Genomic DNA, 18,317 nt, shown 5'->3' on the forward strand with positions numbered 1-18,317 from the left:
GGTGCAGGCGTAGTATCAAAAATCCTGGCGTAATAGCTAAGATGTGAAAAGGCCCCGTAAGGGGCTTTTTTTATGGCTGCACTTTACTGCTGCAAGATACTATTCAAACACTTGTTTGAAAACTAAAGCTGTGCCATGCTCTAACTCATCCGTCCAGTTATAGAGGCAATGAGTATGAGCCAGTACCAAGCACCGCTAAATGATATTTTATTTAACCTATTCGACGTTTGGCAGCTAGATAAATACTGGCAGCAGCAAAGCCAGCTCAGCGAGCTTATTGAAGCCGATACGGCTAAAGCTATTCTGGCAGAGGCTGCTAAAATCTGCGAACAACAACTGGCACCTTTCTGTGGTGAGGCTGACCAGCGCGGTGCTCAGCTGCAAGACGGCAATGTAACTCTGCCGGAACATTATTACACAGCATACCAAAGCCTGAGCGAAGGTGGCTGGACTGGCCTCAGTGGTGATCCGCAGTACGGTGGTATGGGCATGCCCAAAGCATTATCAATGATGGTAGATGAAATGCTCTGCAGTGCCGACATTGCTTTTTCACTTTATCCGGGTTTAACCGCCGGTGCCTGCGTTGCATTGTTACAACATGCTGATGAAGCAACCAAAGCATTGTACTTGCCCAAAATGTACAGTGGCGAATGGTCCGGCACTATGTGCTTAACTGAATCTCATGCCGGCTCTGATCTTGGCATTATGCGCACTACTGCCAAGCCTGCGGATGATGGCAGCTACCTGCTGAGCGGCAGCAAAATTTTTATTACTGCCGGCGAGCATGACTTAACCTCGAATATTATTCATCTGGTATTAGCTAAACTGCCGGATGCACCGGCGGGTAGTCGCGGCATCTCTTTATTTTTAGTGCCTAAGTATCTGCCGGATGCTGCTGGCGAGCCTGCTGAGCGCAATGCAGTCAGTGTTGGCTCAATCGAGCATAAAATGGGCATTAATGGTTCAGCTACCTGTGTGCTGAATTTTGACAATGCTAAAGGTTACCTGATTGGCGAGCCGCACCGCGGCCTGGCCTGTATGTTTACCATGATGAACTATGAGCGCTTATCGATGGGCAGCCAGGGGTTAGGCGCTGCCGAGCGCGCGTATCAGAATGCACTTAGCTATGCCAAAGAGCGTTTGCAGGGGCGCATTAGTGAGAAAGACGCTAATAAAGCTGAGCCGATCATCGGCCATGCTGACGTAAGGCGTATGTTGCTTAATATCAAAGCAATAAATGAGGCCGGCCGTACCTTTGCGACCTGGGTGGCGTCACTGCTGGATAAAGCCAAATACGACAACTGCCCGCTATCGGCGCAACGTGCTAATTTACTGACGCCAATAACTAAAGCGTTTATGACAGATCAGGGCTTTGATGCCTGCGTGACGGCACAACAGGTGTTTGGCGGCCATGGCTATGTAAAAGAATGGGGCATGGAGCAACTGGTGCGCGATGTGCGTATTGCCCAGATTTATGAAGGCACCAATGGCATTCAGGCGGCAGATTTTATGTTGCGTAAAGTGGCCGCAGATCAGGGCTCGGTATTGCTGACATTACTGGCTGACATTAAGGCAGAGCTGGTGGCGACACCTATCCAAGCCGCGACACCGCTGCAGCATTACCTCGACCAGTTGCAGAGCTTAACTGCTGAGCTGCTGGCACAAGACAGCCGGTCGCAAAGCTCCAATGCCTGTGATTACTTAACGTTAGTTTCATATGTTATTTACGGTTATATGTGGTATAAAAATCTGGTCGCGCTGCAGAGCTCGTCGTATAGCGAAAGCTTTGCAGAGGCAAAGCAACATACTGCAACTTATTATTTTGAGCGTATCTTGCCCAAAGCCGAAGGATTGCTTGCCGTGTTAAGGTGTAATTCAGCAATAATGGATAAGTTTGCGCTAGAACATTTTTAGCATTAAGGATTGTTATGAAGTACCTGCTTGGTTTAGTGGGCTTATTGGCATTTTCCGCATCGGCGGCAGATGCACTGGATAAAAGAATGAAAGCCGAGCAGTGGGATTCATATGCTCCTTTTACGTTGATACCACATCATAATAACTATCTGATGCCGGTAACCTACGTGGATGGCATCGCCCCCATCATGGTAAATGACGGCGAGTCAGCACCATCTGATAATCTGGAGGCCAAATTTCAGCTCAGTTTAAAGACACCACTGTGGAGCAAAATTTATAACGATAACGGATATCTGTTTTTTGCCTTCACTCAGCAGGCCTATTGGCAGGCCTACAATAGCGAGGTGTCATCGCCGTTTCGGGAAAACAATTACGAGCCCGAGCTAATTCTGATGTTTCCGCATTATGCCAATGTTGAGGATGCAGCCAGCCGTATTATTGGCCTGAGTTTATCGCACCAGTCTAACGGTCGTTCTGGTGCTCAGTCCCGTAGTTGGAACCGGCTGAAGCTCAGCTGGGTCACTTCTATTGGCAATGTATTCATCAACTTCGAGCCGTACTACCGTTTTAAAGAAGACCCAAAAGAAACACCCACAGACCCCAAAGGTGATGACAACCCGGATATCACCAAATATATGGGCTGGTTTGAACTGTCTGCTGCGTATAAGCAAGGGGATGCAACCTGGCGTATGATGGTGCGTAACAATTTGCGCAGCGACAACAAAGGCGCCTTGCGTTTGTCTTACTCAGTACCTTTTAACAACCATATCCGCTTTTATGCTGAGTTGTTTAATGGTTATGGCGAAAGCATGATCGACTACAATCGCTCTGTTACCCGTTTTGGTATCGGCTTTGAACTGAATGATATTTTGTAGTGCAATTAATAACCAATGCTTGCGTTATTAGTGGTTTTCAGTATAATGCGCGGCCAGTCGATACAATTCTGACTGGCTTGCTAAGTAAACTTTAGTGTTATTTAGCACTTACAGTGCTCCCGATTGGGGAGCAAACGTAACTTTGGTGCATGGGCATCCCCCTTAATGGGTTGGATTGCTTGTGTTTATTTTTGCTCTTTTTGCTCTTTGAGGCTTTGATACATGAGTAATCAAAGGATTCGCATCCGTCTGAAAGCGTTCGATCACCGTTTGATCGATCAGTCAACCATGGAAATCGTTGACACAGCTAAGCGTACGGGCGCTCAGGTTCGTGGTCCTATTCCACTTCCTACCCGCCAGGAACGTTTCACTGTATTGATTTCTCCTCACGTCAACAAAGATGCACGTGATCAGTACGAAATCCGTACCCACAAGCGTTTAATCGACATCGTTGAGCCAACCGAGAAAACGGTTGATGCGCTGATGCGTTTAGACTTGCCTGCTGGCGTTGACGTTCAAATCAGCCTGGGCTAATCAGACAGGTTTATAGAGAGGTTTAGGAAATGGCTATCGGTCTAGTCGGTCGTAAAGTGGGAATGACTCGCATCTTCACTGAAGACGGCGTTTCAATTCCAGTAACCGTAATCGAAGCGACACCAAACCGTGTAACTGCAGTTAAAACTGCAGATACAGACGGTTACAGCGCACTGCAAGTGACTGCTGGTACTGTAAAGGCAAGCCGTTTGAGCAAGCCGGAAGCAGGCCACTTCGCTAAAGTGGGCGTGGACGCTGGTCGTGGTCTGTGGGAATTCCGCCTGACAGATAACGAAGGTGCTGACATCACTGTCGGCAGCGAAATTACGGTTGAAATTTTCGCTGAAGCGAAAAAAGTTGATGTGTCTGGCACATCAAAAGGTAAGGGTTTTGCCGGTGCAGTTAAGCGCTGGAATTTCCGTACTCAGGATGCTACTCACGGTAACTCGTTATCACACCGTGCACCGGGTTCAATTGGTCAGAACCAATCACCTGGTAAAGTATTCAAGGGTAAAAAAATGGCTGGTCACTTAGGTGCTGAGCGCGTAACCGTGCAGTCACTGGAAGTGGTTCGTGTAGACGCTGAACGTAATCTGCTGTTAGTAAAAGGTGCAATCCCTGGTGCTATCGGTGGTGACGTGATCGTTAAACCAGCTGTTAAAAGCTAACGTCTGAGGAGATAAGTGATGGAATTAGCATTACGAGACGCTCAAGGCGTTCTTGAAGTTTCCGAAGCTACCTTTGGACGTGAGTTTAATGAAGCTTTGGTTCATCAGGTTGTTGTAGCTTATGCTGCCGGCGCCCGTCAGGGTACCCGCGCTCAGCTGACACGTTCTGAAGTACGCGGTGGTGGTAAGAAGCCATGGCGTCAAAAAGGTACAGGCCGCGCGCGTGCCGGTACTATCCGCAGCCCAATCTGGCGCGGAGGCGGTGTAACTTTTGCGGCTAAGCCACAAGATCACAGCCAGAAAGTAAACCGTAAAATGTATCGTGGTGCGATCCAAAGCATCCTGTCTGAATTAGTACGTCAAGAGCGTTTAATCGTGGTGGAAAATTTCGCCGTTGAAACGCCTAAGACCAAAGATTTAACTGCAAAGTTAAAAGCAATGGACTTAAAAGACGTGTTAATCGTGACTAACGAAGTGGATGAGAACCTGTTCTTATCAGCACGTAACCTGTACAAGGTTGATGTGCGTGACGTACACGGTATCGACCCGGTCAGCTTAATCGCATTCGACAAAGTGTTAATGACTGCTGCTGCAGTTAAGCAACTTGAGGAGCTGTTAGCATGATCCGCGAAGAACGTTTACTGAAGGTTATTTTAGCGCCACACGTATCTGAAAAGAGCACTGTGTCTGCTGAAAAACATAATACAGTCGTTTTCAAGGTAGCCACTACTGCGACTAAAGCTGATGTGAAAGCAGCAGTTGAAAAACTGTTCGAAACAGAAGTAGTTGGTGTGCGTACTGTTAACGTTAAGGGTAAAACCAAGCGCACTGGTGCGCGTATGGGCAAGCGTAGCGATTGGAAAAAAGCTTACGTGACTCTTAAAGAAGGCAGCGAAATCGATTTCGTTGGCGGCGCTGAGTAAGAAGAGGAGTTAGGAAATGGCACTTGTAAAGTGTAAACCTACGTCACCAGGTCGTCGCCACGTATTAAAAGTGGTTAACCCAGACCTGTACAAAGGCAAGCCTTATGCACCTTTGTTAGAGAAAAATTCAAAAACTGGTGGTCGTAACAACAACGGTCGTATCACTACCCGTCATATCGGTGGTGGTCACAAGCAGCATTACCGTTTAGTTGACTTCAAACGCAACAAAGATGGCATTCCTGCCAAAGTTGAGCGTTTAGAGTACGATCCAAACCGTACTGCTAACATCGCACTGGTGTTATACGCAGACGGTGAGCGCCGTTACATTCTGGCCCCTAAAGGCCTGAAGGTGGGTGATTCAGTGGTTTCAGGTATGGAATCACCAATCAAAGCCGGTAACAGCTTACCACTGCGCAATATCCCGGTTGGTCAGGTAGTACACAACATCGAAATGAAACCAGGTAAAGGTGGTCAGTTAGCTCGTTCTGCTGGCGCATTTGTACAGATCCTGGCTCGTGACGGTGAGTACGTAACTCTGCGTTTACGCAGCGGTGAAGTACGCAAAGTATTAGCAGATTGTCGCGCGACTATCGGTGAGATCGGCAACGCGGAACATATGTTACGTCAATACGGTAAAGCTGGTGCAATGCGCTGGCGTGGCGTTCGCCCAACCGTACGTGGTGTGGTAATGAACCCGGTTGATCACCCACACGGTGGTGGTGAAGGTAAAACTTCTGGTGGTCGTCACCCTGTATCTCCATGGGGCGTGCCAACGAAGGGTTACAAAACTCGTTCAAACAAGCGTACTGATAAACTTATCGTACGTCGTCGTGATAAATAATTTGTGAGGAATTGCCATGCCACGTTCTCTCAAGAAAGGTCCATTTATTGACCTTCACTTGCTGAAGAAGGTAGAGAAAGCGTTGGAAAGCGGTGACAAGAAGCCTATTAAGACTTGGAGCCGTCGTTCAATGATCATACCTGATATGATCGGTTTGACCATCGCTGTCCATAATGGTCGTCAACATGTACCTGTGTTCGTCTCAGAAGAGATGATTGGTCACAAGTTAGGTGAATTTGCACCTACTCGTACCTATCGTGGTCATGCAGCCGACAAAAAGGCCAAGAAGCGCTAAGGGGTAAATGATGCAAGCATTAGCTAAACACAAATTTGCCCGTTCTTCTGCACAAAAAACCCGTCTGGTCGCTGATCAGGTGCGTGGATTGTCAGTAGATAAGGCGCTGAACGTACTGACTTACAGCCCGAAAAAAGCGGCTGAGTTAGTTAAAAAGGTTCTTTTATCAGCCATTGCCAACGCTGAGCACAACGAAGGCGCGGATATTGATACGCTGAAAGTTAAGACTATCTTCATTGATGAAGGTCCGTCTATGAAGCGCATCAAGCCACGTGCTAAAGGTCGTGCTGACCGTATCGTCAAGCGTACCAGCCACATCACTGTGGTTGTAGCTGATAACTAGGAGAGAGAAATGGGACAGAAAGTACATCCTAATGGTATTCGCCTAGGTATCACTAAGCCATGGAGCTCAACCTGGTTCGCGAATACGAAAGACTTCCCGGATTTCTTAAACGGTGACTTTAAAGTTCGTCAGTACCTGACAAAAGAACTGAAAGCCGCGTCAGTAAGCCGGATCGATATTGAACGCCCTGCGAAAAGCATCCGTGTGACTATCCACACTGCGCGTCCAGGCGTAATCATCGGTAAGAAAGGTGAAGATGTTGAGAAAATCCGCAAGCAAGTAGCTGCCATCGCTGGCGTACCTGCGCAGATTAACATCTCTGAAATCCGTAAGCCTGAGCTGGATGCCAAATTAGTTGCTGACTCAATCAGCAGCCAGTTAGAGCGTCGTGTAATGTTCCGTCGCGCTATGAAGCGTGCGGTACAAAACGCCATGCGTATCGGTGCTAAGGGTATCAAAGTTGAAGTTAGCGGCCGTTTAGGCGGCGCAGAAATCGCTCGTTCAGAGTGGTACCGTGAAGGCCGCGTGCCACTTCACACTCTGCGTGCTGACATTGATTACAATACCTCAGAAGCACTGACTACTTACGGTATCATTGGTGTGAAAGTGTGGATTTTCAAAGGCGAGATCTTAGGTGCTCTGCCGTTGAACAACAACACCAACAACGCCAACAATAACAACCAGCCTAAAGCGCCGAAAAAACCGGCACGTAAGGCTAAGTAGGGGTATTGAGCGATGTTGCAACCAAAACGTACAAAATTTCGTAAAGTGCACAAAGGTCGTAACCGTGGTTTAGCCCAGGTTGGCGATAAAGTATCTTTCGGTACTTATGCACTGAAATCTGTAGAACGTGGTCAAATGACTTCACGTCAAATTGAATCTGCACGTCGTGCTATGACGCGCGCTGTTAAGCGTGTTGGTAAAATCTGGATCCGTGTGTTCCCAGATAAGCCAATCACTGCTAAGCCGCTGGAAGTACGTATGGGTAGTGGTAAAGGTTCTGTTGAGTACTGGGTATGTCAGATTAAACCTGGCAAAGTACTGTACGAAATGGACGGTGTGTCTGAAGAGTTAGCGCGTCATGCATTTGCACTGGCTTCCGCTAAGCTACCATTTAAGACAGCCTTTGTAACGCGGACGGTAATGTGATGAAAGCCAGCGAATTAAAAGCGAAAAGTGTTGAAGAGTTAAATACTGAATTACTGGGCTTATTACGTGAGCAGTTCAATCTGCGCATGCAATTAGCTACCGGTCAGTTAGCTCAAACGCATTTATTTAAGCAGGTGCGTCGTGATATCGCGCGCGTTAAGACCATCTTAACCGAGAAGGCAGGTGCGTAATGAGCGAAACTAATACCCGTACACTGCAAGGTAAAGTGATCAGCAACAAAATGGATAAGTCTATTACTGTTGCGATCGAGCGTTCGGTGAAACACCCAATTTACGGGAAATTCATCAAGCGTACTACCAAGCTGCACGTACATGATGAAACCAATCAGTGCAAAGAAGGCGATGTAGTCACTATCCGTGAATGCCGTCCTCTGTCTAAGACTAAGTCTTGGACTCTGGTTGCTGTAGTCGAATCAGCATCTTAATTCGTTAAGGTGTGAAAAGCGGCTCCTTTGTGGGCCGCTTTTATTTTGCGCTACCTTTTTAACAAGAGTGCTGTTATAATCACGCGCCCTCTTGTCAGGGGGTAGTTTTTATCGTAAGCAGCGTAGCCCGTGAGGGCTATTTAGTAGAATAGCGGAGCACTAAGATGATCCAGATGCAATCTATGCTGGAAGTCGCAGACAACAGCGGCGCGCGCAGCGTAATGTGTATTAAGGTCTTAGGTGGTTCACATCGCCGTTATGCTGCAATTGGTGACATCATCAAAATTACTGTTAAGGAAGCAATTCCGCGCGGTAAGGTAAAAAAAGGTGATGTACTAAATGCAGTGGTGGTGCGTACACGCAAAGGCGTACGCCGTCAGGACGGGTCATTAATCCGTTTTGATCGCAATGCAGCAGTGTTGTTAAACAGCAAGCTGGAACCGATCGGCACTCGTATTTTCGGGCCTGTTACACGTGAACTTCGTGGCGATAAGTTTATGAAGATCGTGTCTCTGGCACCTGAAGTACTGTAAGGAGTCACCATGGCTAGTAAAATCCGTCGTGATGACGAGGTTATTGTTCTTACTGGTAAGGACAAGGGTAAGCGCGGTAAGGTTACTAAAGTGTTAGTAGCTGAAGGCCGTGTTTATGTTTCCGGCGTTAACCTGGTTAAAAAGCATCAGAAGCCTGTACCGGCTCTGAACCAGCCAGGCGGTATCGTTGAGAAAGAAGCCTCAATTCATGTTTCAAACGTAGCGATCTTTAACTCTAAAACGGGTAAAGCAGATCGTGTAGGTTTCCGCCTTGAAGACGGCAAAAAAGTGCGTTTCTTCAAGTCGAATAACGAAGTAATTTAATTGCTATTGGAGTAATACGATGGCGAAACTGCATGAAATTTACAAAGACACCGTAGTCCCAGAACTGTTTAAGCAGTTCGGCTACACCAGCGTCATGCAAGTCCCTCGGATTGTTAAAATCACGCTCAATATGGGTGTGGGTGAAGCGGTAGCTGATAAAAAGATCCTTGATAACGCCGTAGCAGATTTAACTGCTATTGCTGGCCAGAAACCTCTGGTAACTAAGGCTCGTAAATCAGTAGCTGGTTTCAAAATCCGTGAAGGCTACCCTATTGGCGCAAAAGTGACCCTGCGCGGCGAGCGTATGTGGGAATTCTTAGAGCGTTTAGTCTCTATTGCTATCCCGCGTATCCGTGACTTCCGTGGTGTAAATCCGAAGTCATTCGATGGCCGTGGTAACTACAGCATGGGTGTACGTGAGCAAATCATTTTCCCAGAAATCGACTATGACAAAGTAGACGCAGTACGTGGTTTAGATATCACTATTACGACTACCGCGCGTACCGATGACGAAGGACGTGCTTTACTTGCCGCGTTTAACTTCCCATTCAAGAAATAAGGTGTAGGGTCATGGCAAAACAATCAATGAAAGCACGTGAAGTAAAGCGTGCACAACTGGTAGCCAAATTCGCTGCAAAGCGTCATGAACTGAGAGATGCGATTGCTAATCCAGCGACTTCTGACGAAGACCGTTGGGCAGCCGTTCTGAAGTTACAGACGTTGCCGCGTGATTCAAGCCCTTCGCGTCAACGCAACCGTTGTCGTGTAACTGGTCGTCCACACGGTTACCTGCGTAAATTCGGCATGAGCCGGATCAAGGTCCGTGAAGCGGCGATGCGCGGTGAAATTCCTGGCCTTCGTAAGGCTAGCTGGTAAGAATCACGGGAGTAACGAGCTATGAGTTTGCAAGATCCAGTAGCGGATATGTTTACTCGCATCCGCAACGGCCAGTCAGCCAATAAAGTTGCGGTTAAGATGCCATCTTCAAAACTGAAGGTGTCTATTGCGAAAGTATTAAAAGACGAAGGTTACATCGCTGATTTCGCGGTTTCTGGTGATGTTAAGCCAGAACTGGAAGTAACGTTAAAGTACTTCCAGGGCAAATCTGTAATTGAAACTATCGATCGTGTTAGTCGTCCAGGTCTGCGCATCTATAAGAAGCGTGGCGAATTACCTAAGGTAATGGGCGGTTTAGGTGTGGCCATCGTGTCAACATCTAAAGGACTAATGACTGACCGCGCCGCGCGCAAGGTTGGTATCGGTGGCGAAATCATCGGCTACGTAGCGTAACGGAGGTAGTAATCTATGTCTCGTGTTGCTAAAGCCCCAGTCACTATTCCAGCCGGCGTTACTGTAACGCAAAAAGGTCAGGTAGTGTCGTTCAAGGGCAAAAACGGCGAGTTAACATTAGATGTTAACCCAGCGGTTGAAGTCGTGGTAGATGGTAACGTTTTGCGTACCAATCCACGTGACGGCTTCGATGGCGCTGACGCGCAAGCGGGTACTGCCCGTGCGTTAATCAACAACCTGGTTACCGGTGTAACTGAAGGCTTCACACAGAAGCTGGAACTGGTTGGTGTTGGTTACCGTGCGAAAGCAGAAGGTAAAGTATTGAACCTGAGCCTGGGCTTTTCTCACCCAGTGGTGTTTCAGGTACCTAACGGTATCACTATTGAAACGCCAACCCAGACTGAAGTACTGGTAAAAGGTGCTGACAAGCAATTAGTTGGTCAGGTTGCCGCTAACATCCGGGCATACCGTAAACCAGAGCCTTATAAAGGCAAAGGTGTGCGCTATGCAAATGAAAACGTGCGTCGTAAAGAAGCGAAGAAAAAGTAGGGTAGGACGATGGATAAGAAACTTGCTCGTCTGCGCCGTGCCAAACGCACTCGCAGAAATATTATCGAACAAGGTGCGAATCGCCTGGTTGTACACCGTACACCACGTCACATCTACGCCCAGCTTATCGCACCAAATGCTGAAGTGATTGTTGCAGCTTCTACTGTAGAAGCTTCAATCAAAGACTCACTGAAGTACACTGGTAACGTAGATGCTGCTAAGGCTGTAGGTAAAGCGATTGCCGAACGTGCAGTAGCCAAAGGCGTTACTGCTTGTGCTTTTGACCGCAGTGGCTTCCAGTATCATGGTCGCGTACAAGCTCTGGCTGACGCGGCGCGTGAAGCCGGTCTTCAGTTCTAGGAGTAGCTCATGGCTAACGAAGAAGCTAAACAACAATCTGATTTACAAGAGAAGCTTGTTGCAGTAAACCGCGTGTCAAAAGTTGTTAAAGGTGGTCGGATTTTCTCCTTCACCGCTTTGACTGTGGTTGGTGACGGTAATGGTCGCGTTGGTTTTGGTTATGGTAAAGCGCGTGAAGTTCCAGCTGCTATTCAAAAGGCAATGGAAAAAGCACGTCGCAACATGACTCAGGTTGAGTTAAACGGTAACACGTTACACCACCCAACCCGTGGTGTGCACTCAGGATCAAATGTTTATATGCAACCTGCAGCAGAAGGTACTGGCTTGATCGCCGGTGGTGCAATGCGCGCCGTACTGGAAGTTGCCGGTGTACAAAACATTCTGTCTAAGTGTTACGGCTCAACCAACCCAATCAACGTAGTTCGCGCAACTATTAATGCACTGTCGACTGTTAAGTCGCCAGCTCAAATAGCTGCTAAACGCGGTTTACGCGTTGACGACATTCTGGGGTAATCTGCCATGGCGAAGAAGACAATTAAAGTAACCCAAACGAAGTCAAGCATCGGTCGTTTACCGAAGCACAAGGCTTCGTTAACCGGGTTAGGTTTACGCCGCATCGGCCATACTGTTGAAGTTGAAGATACACCTTCAGTTCGCGGTATGATCAACGCTGTGTATTACATGGTTAAAGTGGAGGAGTAATTGATGTTATTAAATACTATTGCTCCGGCACCTGGTGCCAAGAAAGAAAAGCGCCGCCTTGGTCGTGGTATCGGCTCTGGCTTAGGTAAAACCGGTGGCCGTGGTCACAAAGGTTTAAAATCACGCTCTGGCGGTAAAGTACGTCCAGGTTTTGAAGGCGGTCAAATGCCTCTGAAACAGCGTTTACCTAAGTTTGGTTTCACTTCACAGAAATCTCTGGTTTCTGCTGAAGTACGCCTGCACGAACTGGCAGCGGTAAAAGGTGATGTAGTTGATCTGGCTAGCCTGATGGAAGCTAACATCATCGCCCGTACTGTTAAGTTCGCTAAAGTTGTACTGTCTGGCGAGATCACTCGCCCGGTAACCGTAAAAGGTTTAGGTGCAACCAAAGGCGCGCGTGCAGCAATCGAAGCCGCTGGCGGTAAAGTCGAAGAATAATAAGGATAGTACGCGATGGCTAAACCAGGTTCGGACTCAAAAAGTGCAAAAGGCGGATTCAGCGAGCTGAAAGCCCGTTTGTTATTTGTACTTTTGGCCATAATCGTTTTTCGGTTAGGCTCCTTTGTGCCAATTCCTGGAATTGACGCCGCCGTGCTGGCTCAGTTATTCGAGCAACAAAAGGGCACCATCGTTGAAATGTTTAACATGTTCAGCGGTGGCGCACTTGAGCGTGCTTCCGTATTTGCGTTGGGTATTATGCCCTACATCTCCGCCTCTATTATTGTGCAGCTGCTAACGGTGGTTCATCCCGCCATGGCTGAGTTAAAGAAAGAAGGCGAAGCTGGAAAGCGCAAAATTAATCAGATGACACGCTACGGTACTTTAGCATTAGCAACATTACAGGCCATTGGTATTGCCACTGGTCTGCCTAATATGATGCCGGGGTTAGTTATTAACCCGGGCTTTGCATTTTACTTTACTGCGGTAATCAGTTTGGTTACCGGTACCATGTTTTTAATGTGGTTAGGTGAGCAAATTACAGAGCGTGGCATTGGTAATGGCATTTCGTTGTTAATCTTCACCGGTATTGTTGCCGGCTTCCCGTCGGCCATTGGTCAGACGATTGAGCAGGCACGTCAAGGCGATTTGCACTTTTTACTGTTAGTTGCGATAGGTGCGATCGTAATCGCGATTACCTGGTTTGTGGTGTTCTTTGAACGCGGCCAGCGTCGGATTGTGGTCAATTATGCCAAGCGTCAGCAAGGCCGTCAGGTATTTGCCGCGCAAAGCAGCCATTTACCGTTAAAGGTCAATATGGCCGGTGTAATTCCACCGATTTTTGCCTCTAGCATTATTCTGTTCCCCGGAACGATAGCCAGTTGGTTTGGTTCAGGTGAAGGTGCGGTAGCTAACTTCCTGCAGGAATTAGCATTAACATTATCTCCGGGACAACCGTTGTATATGATGTTATACTCCGCGGCCATTATTTTCTTTTGCTTCTTCTATACTGCGTTGGTGTTTAACCCGCGTGATACAGCAGAAAATTTAAAGAAATCTGGTGCTTTTATCCCTGGGATCCGTCCTGGTGAGCAGACATCAAAATACATTGATAAAGTGATGACACGGTTAACCCTGGCGGGTGCCCTGTATATAACCTTTATCTGTTTAGTTCCTGAGTTCATGATGGTAGCGTGGGACGTACAGTTCTACTTCGGCGGTACTTCACTGCTGATTATCGTTGTGGTTATCATGGACTTTATGGCACAGGTACAGACGCATTTGATGTCGCATCAATATGATTCTGTGCTTAAAAAGGCAAATCTTAAAGGCTACGGCCGTTAAGATAGTTTGCGGAGTTAAGTTATGAAAGTACGAGCTTCCGTTAAGAAGATCTGCCGTAACTGCAAAGTGATCAGACGTAACAACGTTGTTCGCGTAATTTGCAGTGAGCCGAAGCACAAACAGCGCCAAGGCTAATAGCAGAACAAAAATGATACTGTGGGCTGGGCTGATTGGTTGAGCCCCTTTATCGTTTGCAATATCAGCGCCATTTGAGTATCCTTACGGGCTTTTCAAATTGGCATCTTTAAACTCTATTATAGGAGAACGTTAGTGGCCCGTATCGCTGGCATTAACATCCCCGATAATAAGCATGCGGTCATCTCTTTGACCTATGTTTATGGTATCGGCAAAACCCGCGCTAAATCGATTTTAGCTGCAGTGGGTATCGAAGAAAGTACTAAAATTGCTGCGTTAACCGACGCTCAGTTAGATACGCTTCGTGACGAAGTTGCAAAATACACCGTTGAAGGTGACTTGCGCCGTGAAATCACATTAAACATTAAGCGTTTAATGGACCTGGGTTGCTACCGTGGCCTGCGCCACCGTCGTAGTCTGCCGGTTCGTGGTCAGCGCACTAAAACTAATGCGCGTACCCGTAAGGGCCCACGTAAAGCGATTAAGAAATAAGGTGATTCAACATGGCTAAAGCACCAGTTCGTACTCGTAAACGGGTAAAAAAACAAGTTTCAGACGGTATGGCTCATATCCATGCTTCTTTCAACAACACCATCGTGACGATTACTGATCGTCAGGGCAATGCACTGTGCTGGGCAACTGCCGGCGGTTCAGGTTTCCGTGGTTCACGTAAATCTACTCCGTTCGCTGCTCAGGTAGCTGCAGAGCGCGCCGGTACTGCCGCGCTGGAATATGGTCTGAAGAACCTTGAAGTGTTTGTGAATGGCCCAGGCCCAGGCCGCGAATCAGCGATTCGTGCTCTGAACGCCGCTGGTTACAAGATCACAAATATCACCGACGTGACGCCTATCCCACACAACGGATGCCGTCCACCTAAAAAACGTCGCGTGTAATTACAGCGCTTCACGGATTATTGGAGAAAGAAGATGGCAAGATATTTGGGTCCTAAGCTCAAACTAAGTCGTCGCGAAGGTACAGATCTGTTCCTGAAGAGCGGCGTAAGAGCAATCGATTCAAAGTGTAACTTAACTACAGCACCTGGTCAGCACGGCGCTCGTCGTGGTCGCTTATCAGACTACGGTTTACAGTTACGCGAGAAACAAAAAGTACGTCGTATTTACGGCGTATTAGAAAAGCAGTTCCGTAACTATTACAAGGAAGCTGCTCGTTTGAAAGGTAATACAGGTGAAAACCTGCTGCAGTTGTTAGAGTCACGCTTAGACAACGTTGTATACCGTATGGGTCTGGCCAGCACACGCGCTGAAGCACGTCAGCTGGTAAGCCACAAAGCTATCATGTTAAATGGTCGCGTGGTTAACGTTCCATCACATACTGTATTACCTGAACAAGTGATCTCTGTACGTGAGAAAGCGAAAAAGCAAGCCCGTATCGGTGCTGCGCTTGAAGTAGCTGCACAACGTGAGAAACCAACTTGGATCGAAGTAGACACTACGAAGCTTGAAGGCGTGTTCAAACGTCTGCCAGAGCGTTCAGACCTGTCTGCGGACATCAACGAACAGTTAATCGTCGAGCTTTACTCTAAGTAAAGCTAATTGTTAAGAGAGGATACAATGCAGGGTTCTGTCACCGAATTCCTTAAGCCGAGATTAGTTGGTATCGAAAAAATCAACCCAACTCGTGCCAAAGTTACTTTGGAACCACTTGAGCGCGGTTTCGGGCATACCTTGGGCAACGCGTTACGTCGTATTCTGCTTTCGTCAATGCCAGGTTGTGCAGTGACTGAAGTTGAGATTGACGGCGTTCTCCATGAGTACAGTGCCAAAGAAGGTGTGCAGGAAGATATCATTGATATCCTGCTGAACCTGAAAGGCCTTGCCGTTCGCCTGGAAGACAAAGATGAAGTCACGCTGACTTTGACGAAGAAAGGTGCTGGCCCTGTAACCGCTGGAGACATCCAGCATGGCGACGGTGTGGTTATTACCAACCCTGAGCACGTTATTTGCAACCTGACTGGCGAGACTGAATTCAGTATGCGTCTGAAAGTTGAGCGTGGTCGCGGTTATGTGCCTGCATCAGCGCGTTTGTCCTCAGATGATGACGAGCGTCCTATTGGTCGTCTGTTACTGGATGCCTCATTCAGCCCGGTAGAGCGTATAGCCTACTCAGTTGAAGCAGCGCGGGTAGAGCAGCGTACCGATCTGGACAAACTGATCATCGATATGGAGACCAACGGCACAGTAGAGCCAGAGGAAGCCATTCGCCGTGCAGCAACAATTCTGGCCGAACAGCTGGAGTTCTTCGTCGAGCTGCGCGATAAGAGCGAACCGGAAAAACGCGAAGAGAAGCCGGAGTTTGATCCGATTCTGTTACGTCCGGTCGATGATTTGGAATTAACAGTTCGTTCTGCTAACTGCTTGAAGGCAGAGCAGATTCAGTACATTGGTGATCTGGTTCAGCGTACCGAGGTTGAGTTACTTAAAACACCTAACCTGGGTAAAAAGTCGCTTACCGAAATCAAAGACGTGCTGGCATCACGCGGTTTATCTCTGGGTATGCGCCTTGAGAACTGGCCGCCAGCGAGTCTGGTAAATAAAGACTAATCAGATACCAGTTTCTGGTTTAGTGAGAAGGAATAGATCATGCGCCATCGCAAGAGTGGTCGTCAATTAAACAGGAACAGCAGCCACCGTACGGCAATGTTCCGCAATATGGCAAGCTCGTTGGTGAAGCACGAAATCATCAAAACGACTTTGCCAAAAGCTAAAGAGTTACGTCGTGTGATTGAGCCATTGATCACACTGGCAAAGAACGACAGCGTTGCAAACCGCCGTTTAGCTTTTGCCCGTACTCGTGATAAAGAAGTAGTAGGTTTGTTGTTCAACGTATTAGGCCCGCGTTATAACGCGCGTCCAGGTGGTTACACTCGTATTCTGAAGTGTGGCTTCCGTGCTGGTGACAACGCACCTATGGCTTACATCGAGTTAGTTGATCGCCCAGAAGTGGGTGCTCTGCCTGTTGAAGAAACAGCTGCTGAGTAAGCTAATCTAATTAAAAAGCCGGGGAAACCCGGCTTTTTTATGCCTGTTTGTTTTTCATTTATCTAATCCGTACTATGGTGTTTTGACTTTTGCCCTGGTGCTGATAATGAAAAAAATACTGCTTTCCCTGCTCTTACTTAGTTCGCCGCTGGCAGCTGTATCTGAAACAGAAACTGAAATACAGTATCAGCCGCTACAACCGTTATTGTCTCAGGTAACGGAGCAATACCCGCTATTGCAGCAAGTGCTGGCTAATCCTGAACCTTACCGCTTGCAAATTATTTATACCCAAATAGATCGTGATACAGATAACAGCCCACATCTTACCTATTATCAATTAGGTTTGGATGACAGCCGCTATTTCTATCCGGCCAGCACAGTAAAACTGCCGATAGCGTTACTAGCGCTTGAATGGTTGGCAGAGCAAAATGTTACAAGCTTAAATGCAGATACTACCATGTTGACTGATGCTGCTGCCGGCTGGCAGACATCCCAAACAACAGATCCGACGGCAGCGAACGGTTTACCCAGTATCGCGCAGTATATAAAGAAGATATTGCTGGTCAGTGATAATGACGGCAGTAACCGGCTTTATGAATTATTAGGCCAGGATTTTATTAATCAGCGTTTAGAAGCCAAGGGCCTGAAGCATAGTGTTATTAATCACCGTCTCAGCGTACCGTTAACGGCAGAGCAGAACCGGCAGTTTAATCCGGTACGCTTTGTTGATAGTGCCGGTAAGACCATTCTGGCTCTGCCGGCCCGCAGTACTAAGCAGCAATATAGCAACAAAGATAAACCGACATTGGGTAGAGCGTATATCAAGGGTAGTGAGTTGATTAACTCACCGATGGATTTTACCGACAAGAACCGTCTGAGCCTTACTGATTTTGACGGTGTGATAAAGCGGGTGATCTTTCCGCAGCTTTTTGCTGAAAATGAGCGTTTTAAGCTACGGCCGGAAGATCGCGCTTTGGTGCTGCGTTATATGGCGCTGCTACCGCCTGACAGTATTAATCCTGTTTACGATACTAAGCAGTATCCGGCTAACTATTCTAAGTTCTTGTTGTTTGGCGGTAAGGCACAGCAGATACCTGAGCATATAAAGAGTTTTAATAAAACCGGCTGGGCGTACGGGCATATTATTGATGGTGCCTATATTATTGATCTGGAAAATCAGATCGAGTTCTTTGTTACGGCAGTAATCTACGCTAACGAAAACGACACCTTAAATGACGATCAATACCAGACAGACGAAGTAGCACTGCCGTTTTTGCGTCAGTTAGGTGAATATCTGTACCAGCATGAGCTGCAACGACCAAAAAAAAATAAGCCAGATCTGTCCGAAGTGATCAGAGTTACAGCATCAGAAGCTGGAATTGGCTAATTTATAATCAAAAAACAGGGCTTTTTCAGAGGATCGCTTAAAAAGTGTGCGGTCGATCATCTTTCTGTAAAAAAGATCTTGATCGAATTAAAGCGATCTCTATAATGCGCACCACACAGACGGCAGCAAGCGAAAGCAGAAAACGTCTGACTGAGGTGAAAGCCTCGTATCATCGAGCAATGCTCTGATACAACGCTCTTTAACAATACGCAATCAATCATCTGTGTGGGCACTTATGATGGATTTCACAAAAATGAAATTTATCGGTT

Annotated in this window: 31 protein-coding genes; all 31 read left to right on the plus strand. The window is 47.3% G+C overall.

The features are described 5' to 3' along the window. Positions 1-174 precede the first annotated feature (174 nt). The 31 genes from J3B89_RS20355 to J3B89_RS20505 all read left to right on the plus strand — a co-directional run bounded on the left by J3B89_RS20355 (position 175) and on the right by J3B89_RS20505 (position 18,048). Positions 175-1,914: an acyl-CoA dehydrogenase family protein gene (locus tag J3B89_RS20355; protein WP_215399475.1), complete on the plus strand. Its 1,740-nt coding sequence runs from the start codon at positions 175-177 to the stop codon at positions 1,912-1,914. Between the two features lie 14 nt (positions 1,915-1,928). After that, positions 1,929-2,789 carry a phospholipase A gene (locus J3B89_RS20360; RefSeq protein ID WP_215399476.1) on the plus strand — a complete coding sequence of 287 codons (861 nt, stop codon included), beginning with the start codon at positions 1,929-1,931 and terminating at the stop codon, positions 2,787-2,789. A gap of 222 nt (positions 2,790-3,011) precedes the next feature. After that, positions 3,012-3,323 (plus strand): 30S ribosomal protein S10, encoded by a 312-nt coding sequence (rpsJ, locus tag J3B89_RS20365; protein WP_008899121.1) that lies wholly within the window; start codon positions 3,012-3,014, stop codon positions 3,321-3,323. Between the two features lie 29 nt (positions 3,324-3,352). Further along, the gene (rplC, locus tag J3B89_RS20370; protein WP_215399477.1) at positions 3,353-3,991 is read left to right on the plus strand and encodes a 50S ribosomal protein L3; all 639 of its coding nucleotides are present in this window, start codon (positions 3,353-3,355) and stop codon (positions 3,989-3,991) included. Positions 3,992-4,009: 18 nt separating this feature from the next. After that, entirely contained in the window at positions 4,010-4,615 is a 606-nt protein-coding gene (gene rplD, locus J3B89_RS20375) for a 50S ribosomal protein L4 (RefSeq protein ID WP_215399478.1), read from the plus strand. Next, positions 4,612-4,914, plus strand: coding sequence for a 50S ribosomal protein L23 (gene rplW / locus J3B89_RS20380; RefSeq protein ID WP_027672146.1), 303 nt, complete (start codon positions 4,612-4,614; stop codon positions 4,912-4,914). The genes rplD and rplW overlap by 4 nt, the downstream gene beginning before the upstream one ends. Before the next feature lie 16 nt (positions 4,915-4,930). Further along, positions 4,931-5,755, plus strand: a complete 825-nt coding sequence (rplB, locus tag J3B89_RS20385) for a 50S ribosomal protein L2 (protein WP_215399479.1) — start codon at positions 4,931-4,933, stop codon at positions 5,753-5,755. 16 nt (positions 5,756-5,771) lie between these two features. After that, on the plus strand, positions 5,772-6,050 hold the full coding sequence (rpsS, locus tag J3B89_RS20390) for a 30S ribosomal protein S19 (protein WP_008950795.1): 279 nt from the start codon (positions 5,772-5,774) through the stop codon (positions 6,048-6,050). Positions 6,051-6,060: 10 nt separating this feature from the next. Continuing rightward, a complete protein-coding gene (rplV, locus tag J3B89_RS20395; RefSeq protein ID WP_019677721.1) occupies positions 6,061-6,393 on the plus strand; it encodes a 50S ribosomal protein L22 in 333 nt (110 codons plus the stop codon). Between the two features lie 9 nt (positions 6,394-6,402). Beyond that, a complete protein-coding gene (rpsC, locus tag J3B89_RS20400) occupies positions 6,403-7,116 on the plus strand; it encodes a 30S ribosomal protein S3 (RefSeq protein WP_008224489.1) in 714 nt (237 codons plus the stop codon). 12 nt (positions 7,117-7,128) lie between these two features. Next, positions 7,129-7,542, plus strand: coding sequence for a 50S ribosomal protein L16 (gene rplP / locus J3B89_RS20405; protein WP_068238325.1), 414 nt, complete (start codon positions 7,129-7,131; stop codon positions 7,540-7,542). Further along, complete coding sequence (gene rpmC / locus J3B89_RS20410; RefSeq protein WP_068238323.1) at positions 7,542-7,733, plus strand: 50S ribosomal protein L29; 192 nt, start codon at positions 7,542-7,544, stop codon at positions 7,731-7,733. Before rplP ends, rpmC begins: the two co-directional genes overlap by 1 nt. Beyond that, positions 7,733-7,987, plus strand: a complete 255-nt coding sequence (gene rpsQ, locus J3B89_RS20415) for a 30S ribosomal protein S17 (protein WP_068238321.1) — start codon at positions 7,733-7,735, stop codon at positions 7,985-7,987. The genes rpmC and rpsQ overlap by 1 nt, the downstream gene beginning before the upstream one ends. 164 nt (positions 7,988-8,151) lie before the next feature. Then, on the plus strand, positions 8,152-8,520 hold the full coding sequence (gene rplN / locus J3B89_RS20420) for a 50S ribosomal protein L14 (protein WP_027672151.1): 369 nt from the start codon (positions 8,152-8,154) through the stop codon (positions 8,518-8,520). Between the two features lie 9 nt (positions 8,521-8,529). Next, on the plus strand, positions 8,530-8,844 hold the full coding sequence (rplX, locus tag J3B89_RS20425; protein ID WP_215399480.1) for a 50S ribosomal protein L24: 315 nt from the start codon (positions 8,530-8,532) through the stop codon (positions 8,842-8,844). 19 nt (positions 8,845-8,863) lie between these two features. Further along, complete coding sequence (gene rplE, locus J3B89_RS20430) at positions 8,864-9,403, plus strand: 50S ribosomal protein L5 (RefSeq protein WP_068238316.1); 540 nt, start codon at positions 8,864-8,866, stop codon at positions 9,401-9,403. A gap of 11 nt (positions 9,404-9,414) precedes the next feature. Next, positions 9,415-9,720 (plus strand): 30S ribosomal protein S14, encoded by a 306-nt coding sequence (gene rpsN, locus J3B89_RS20435; protein WP_215399481.1) that lies wholly within the window; start codon positions 9,415-9,417, stop codon positions 9,718-9,720. 21 nt (positions 9,721-9,741) lie between these two features. Then, positions 9,742-10,134, plus strand: a complete 393-nt coding sequence (rpsH, locus tag J3B89_RS20440) for a 30S ribosomal protein S8 (protein ID WP_205313720.1) — start codon at positions 9,742-9,744, stop codon at positions 10,132-10,134. A 15-nt stretch (positions 10,135-10,149) separates the two neighbouring features. Continuing rightward, positions 10,150-10,683, plus strand: a complete 534-nt coding sequence (gene rplF / locus J3B89_RS20445; protein WP_215399482.1) for a 50S ribosomal protein L6 — start codon at positions 10,150-10,152, stop codon at positions 10,681-10,683. Between the two features lie 9 nt (positions 10,684-10,692). Beyond that, complete coding sequence (gene rplR, locus J3B89_RS20450) at positions 10,693-11,043, plus strand: 50S ribosomal protein L18 (protein ID WP_215399483.1); 351 nt, start codon at positions 10,693-10,695, stop codon at positions 11,041-11,043. Between the two features lie 9 nt (positions 11,044-11,052). After that, the gene (gene rpsE, locus J3B89_RS20455) at positions 11,053-11,556 is read left to right on the plus strand and encodes a 30S ribosomal protein S5 (protein WP_068238299.1); all 504 of its coding nucleotides are present in this window, start codon (positions 11,053-11,055) and stop codon (positions 11,554-11,556) included. A 6-nt stretch (positions 11,557-11,562) separates the two neighbouring features. Beyond that, positions 11,563-11,745 carry a 50S ribosomal protein L30 gene (rpmD, locus tag J3B89_RS20460; RefSeq protein WP_027672159.1) on the plus strand — a complete coding sequence of 61 codons (183 nt, stop codon included), beginning with the start codon at positions 11,563-11,565 and terminating at the stop codon, positions 11,743-11,745. A 3-nt stretch (positions 11,746-11,748) separates the two neighbouring features. Then, entirely contained in the window at positions 11,749-12,183 is a 435-nt protein-coding gene (rplO, locus tag J3B89_RS20465) for a 50S ribosomal protein L15 (protein ID WP_215399484.1), read from the plus strand. A 15-nt stretch (positions 12,184-12,198) separates the two neighbouring features. Next, positions 12,199-13,527 (plus strand): preprotein translocase subunit SecY, encoded by a 1,329-nt coding sequence (gene secY, locus J3B89_RS20470; protein WP_068238295.1) that lies wholly within the window; start codon positions 12,199-12,201, stop codon positions 13,525-13,527. Between the two features lie 21 nt (positions 13,528-13,548). Then, positions 13,549-13,662 (plus strand): 50S ribosomal protein L36, encoded by a 114-nt coding sequence (gene rpmJ / locus J3B89_RS20475; RefSeq protein WP_082694854.1) that lies wholly within the window; start codon positions 13,549-13,551, stop codon positions 13,660-13,662. A gap of 135 nt (positions 13,663-13,797) precedes the next feature. Beyond that, positions 13,798-14,154, plus strand: coding sequence for a 30S ribosomal protein S13 (rpsM, locus tag J3B89_RS20480; protein ID WP_215399485.1), 357 nt, complete (start codon positions 13,798-13,800; stop codon positions 14,152-14,154). Positions 14,155-14,165: 11 nt separating this feature from the next. Continuing rightward, positions 14,166-14,555 (plus strand): 30S ribosomal protein S11, encoded by a 390-nt coding sequence (gene rpsK / locus J3B89_RS20485; RefSeq protein WP_040552629.1) that lies wholly within the window; start codon positions 14,166-14,168, stop codon positions 14,553-14,555. Between the two features lie 33 nt (positions 14,556-14,588). Continuing rightward, positions 14,589-15,209 carry a 30S ribosomal protein S4 gene (gene rpsD / locus J3B89_RS20490; protein ID WP_215399486.1) on the plus strand — a complete coding sequence of 207 codons (621 nt, stop codon included), beginning with the start codon at positions 14,589-14,591 and terminating at the stop codon, positions 15,207-15,209. A gap of 24 nt (positions 15,210-15,233) precedes the next feature. Beyond that, on the plus strand, positions 15,234-16,223 hold the full coding sequence (locus tag J3B89_RS20495) for a DNA-directed RNA polymerase subunit alpha (RefSeq protein WP_027672165.1): 990 nt from the start codon (positions 15,234-15,236) through the stop codon (positions 16,221-16,223). Positions 16,224-16,262: 39 nt separating this feature from the next. Then, positions 16,263-16,661 (plus strand): 50S ribosomal protein L17, encoded by a 399-nt coding sequence (rplQ, locus tag J3B89_RS20500; protein WP_040552626.1) that lies wholly within the window; start codon positions 16,263-16,265, stop codon positions 16,659-16,661. A gap of 106 nt (positions 16,662-16,767) precedes the next feature. Beyond that, positions 16,768-18,048 carry a serine hydrolase gene (locus J3B89_RS20505; protein WP_251372608.1) on the plus strand — a complete coding sequence of 427 codons (1,281 nt, stop codon included), beginning with the start codon at positions 16,768-16,770 and terminating at the stop codon, positions 18,046-18,048. Positions 18,049-18,317 lie beyond the last annotated feature (269 nt).

The sequence above is a fragment of the Rheinheimera oceanensis genome, assembly GCF_018831085.1.
GTDB classification, from domain to species: Bacteria; Pseudomonadota; Gammaproteobacteria; order Enterobacterales; family Alteromonadaceae; genus Alishewanella; species Alishewanella oceanensis.